The organism is Lactiplantibacillus garii, assembly GCF_003885105.1.
Lineage (GTDB): Bacteria > Bacillota > Bacilli > Lactobacillales > Lactobacillaceae > Lactiplantibacillus > Lactiplantibacillus garii.
In genome coordinates, this window is record NZ_QWZQ01000087.1 from 1 (window position 1) to 3,799 (window position 3,799).

2 protein-coding genes and 1 pseudogene are annotated in these 3,799 nt (G+C 37.7%); 2 read left to right on the forward strand and 1 reads right to left on the reverse strand.

All coding sequences use genetic code 11. The features are described 5' to 3' along the window. Positions 1–215: 215 nt before the first annotated feature. Entirely contained in the window at positions 216–2,639 is a 2,424-nt protein-coding gene (gene nrdD / locus D1831_RS13965) for an anaerobic ribonucleoside-triphosphate reductase (RefSeq protein ID WP_076633387.1), read from the forward strand. 88 nt (positions 2,640–2,727) lie between these two features. After that, positions 2,728–3,330, forward strand: a complete 603-nt coding sequence (nrdG, locus tag D1831_RS13970; protein WP_049816396.1) for an anaerobic ribonucleoside-triphosphate reductase activating protein — start codon at positions 2,728–2,730, stop codon at positions 3,328–3,330. 222 nt (positions 3,331–3,552) lie between these two features. On the opposite strand, the pseudogene D1831_RS13975 reads toward nrdG, so the two are convergent. Then, positions 3,553–3,799 (reverse strand): annotated as a pseudogene (locus D1831_RS13975) (IS30 family transposase); the annotation flags it as partial.

The window sequence follows — 3,799 nt, forward strand, 5'->3', positions numbered from 1 at the left end:
AACGGCTACCAAAATAATATCTTTTTGGAAATGTCGCCCTTTAAAATAATTTTCCATCATCGCTACCTCGCTTTTTAGGCTAATTATACTCAAAATAAGTTTACCTGAAAAATTTTGCACCAGAACCTTGTATAAATGCGAGCTATGCTATAATAAAACTGTAAGTCTAACATTGTCGTTAGACTTAAAATAAAAACTCAGAAAGGTCTGACTACATGCAACTAAAAGATGTTGTTAACGAACTATCATTGTCAGAAATGCAAATCACACGACTTGCCAATGATAAAAAAATTGTTCGCTATCACAAAAATCATTCAAAGATGTGGGAATATGACGACGAAAGTGTATTCGTTTATAAGCATTATCTCGAAGAAAAACAACGCTTAGCACAACGTTATAATACCCAAAAAACCGTAATCAAGCGCAACAAATCCATTGCTAAATTCCACCGTGAAAACATTACAAACGCTGTCACAAAAGCATTTGACGATGTGTATTCAAACATCGAAGACCACATCACCAAGATTGATCAAATTGTTGATTTAACAATTAACAAATTGTTACGACAAAATAAAATGCAATTTGACATTACTGAGATTCAATCCGCCGTTGAACAATCACTTGTTGATGTTGAAGAATTTAAAGTTGCCGAAGCGTATACAGCATATCGTTTACAACACGACATCAATCGTAAAAAACAAACATCTGTTGATTACCAAATTAACAAGCTATTGAAAAAAGATGATGACGTTGTTAACGAAAATGCTAACAAAGACGCTGATGTTTATGCCACCAAACGTGATTTGACCGCTGGTGCCGTTTCAAAAGCAATCGGCTTAAAAATATTGCCAAAAAAAATTGCCGATGCTAATATCAAAGGTTTGATTCACTGGCATGATTTAGATTATAGTCCTGCAAACCAATATCACAATTGTGGATTAATCGACTTAGAAGACATGTTGAAGAATGGATTCACATTAGGAAACGCTGATGTTGAATCGCCCCACACATTGACAACCGCGGTAGCACAAGCATCACAGATACTTTCAGCGATAAGTTCATCTCAATATGGTGGTTGCTCCTACGATCGCATTGACGAAGTCCTCGCACCATACGCTAAAAAATCATTTAAAAAGCACTTAAAAATTGCTAAATCATTAAACATCGAAGATCAAAAGAACTACGCAGAAATAATGACACGCCGCGAAATTCAACAAGCTATGCAAAGTTTCGAATACGAGATAAATACACTCTATTCATCAAATGGACAAACTCCTTTTGTGACGCTAGGGTTTGGACTTGGTACTAGTTGGTTTGAACGTGAAATTCAAATCGGTATCCTTCACCAACGCATTGCTGGACTAGGTAAAGATCATCGGACTGCAATTTTTCCAAAGTTATTATTTACAATTAAACCCGGCGTTAACATGCATCCAAAAGATCCCAATTATGACATCAAGAAACTCGCTTTAAAATCAGTTATTAAACGCATGTCACCCGAAATTCTAAACTATGACAATGTCATCGATATTACTGGCAGTTTTAAAGCCTCAATGGGCTGCCGCAGTTTTCTTAGCGCGATGTCACCAGAAGATTTAAAAGCTCGTGGCGAAACACATGATTACTCAAGCGGACGCTTAAACCTAGGTGTCGTTAGTTTAAACCTACCAAGAATTGCACTTGATTCAAACGGTGACAAAGAAAAATTCTGGAAATTACTCGATGAACGTCTAAATCTACAACGTGATGCTTTACTTTTTCGAATTGAAAATGTTAAACAAGCCTTACCGAAATACAATCCAGCCGGATTCATGTATGGCGGATATGGTCGTTTAGATCCTGATGGAAATGTCGACGAACTGTTTAATCACAACCGTGCATCCGTTTCAATGGGATACGTTGGTTTATACGAAATGACCGCTCGCTTCTATGGTGACTGGCAACATGATCACACTTACAATCAAGAAGCGCACGACTTTGCATATTCCGTCATTAAACACATGAACGAAAAAGCTGCGGCATGGAAAAAACAATATGGATACGGTTTTTCAGTTTATGGTACTCCAGCCGAAAGTCTGAACAGTACCTTTGAAGAAATTGACCATAAACTATATCCAAACGTACCATTTGTTACCGATCATGATTTCTATACTAATAGTTTTCACTATTTTGTTGAACGAAAACCAACACCGTTCGAAAAACTAGATTTTGAAGCACCCTTCCAAAAACTTTCAAACGGTGGTTTTATCAGTTACGTTGAATTACCGTGTATGAAAGATAACTTAGATGCGCTCGAAGCAATTTGGGATTATTCCTATAAAGCCGGCATTGGTTATTTTGAAATCAACACCGCAATTGACCACTGTCTGGAATGCGACTTCCATGGCGAATACACAGCCGATGAAAAAGGCTACCATTGCCCAAACTGTGGAAATTCAAATCCTGAAACCAGTGACGTTACCCGCCGGATCTGCGGTTATCTTGGCAATCCAATGAAACGTCCGCCAAAACACGGTCGTCAAGCCGAAATCATTCATCGTGTCAAGCATATGTCTGGGACCCTTGGCCGCTTAGATAACGGCGAATTTCTGGAGTCCGACATTGCCGATAAAAACAAAGTTCGCAAACTAAACAATTAATCAAAATAAAGACCATGAGAGGATCGATTCACGTTCGTTGCGTGATGGTCTTTTCACAGTTTCAAAATATTAAAAAAAGGATGATTACATGACAACTCCAAACATTCATATCAAAAATCCAAAACCTACCAAAATTAAACAATTTGCTAACCCTAAGCCCAAAGAATGGTTAGCTAAAGACTTATCCAAAGGACTTTATGCTGACTGGAAGTTTCCATCGGTCTCAGACGGAAACGGTGTTAGAGGCTCATTATTTGTCTCTGGGTGTATGTTCCACTGCCATAACTGTTTCAATGCATCAATTTGGAACTTCAACAACGGCAAACCATTCACAAAAGACGTTCAAGACAAAATTATCCAAGATCTATCACATTCATATGTTCAGGGACTCACCCTACTCGGTGGTGAACCATTTTTAAACACAAATATTTTAATTCCGTTAATTGATCGTGTACGCAAAGAATTACCGACCAAAGATATTTGGTCATGGTCAGGCTACACGTGGGAAGAACTATTAAAAGATTCAGACGACAAACTTGAAATGTTATCAAAACTTGACGTTTTAGTTGATGGTCGTTTCGATGAACGTCTTAAAGCTGGTGACCATCCCTTTAGAGGTAGTTCCAACCAACGTATCATTGATGTTCCCGCATCATTAAAACAACACAAACTCATAAAATTAATGGAATAATTTACAAAGAACATAAGCTACTCAGTACATTAAAAATCTATTTAATTGTCAACAATACAAATGAACAACTCTATAACACTCTTCAAAAAAAGAAGCATTCGACCATTACGATGTTTCCGAAAAAATTTACGAAAAGAACGGCGTTACTAAAACCTACTTCAATCCAAAAATTGTATTAACACAGATCATCGATATTACAACCGGTAAAAAAATCGATTCTGTAATCTGATAGTCTTGTTCTATGGATCGATAATCGGCAAACTCCTTACCATGATCAACAGTTATAGATTTCACTTGGGAACCGAAGGTCCCCATAAACTTTCCAAAGGTATCATTTAAGGCCTTGGCGGTGCGATTAGGGGCTTTGATAGCCCATAGAAGCCGGGTTTTACGTTCTACAAAAGTGACCAAACATGCTCGTGACTGACCTCGGCTAGAAAGTACCGTATCGACTTCCCAATGACCAAAA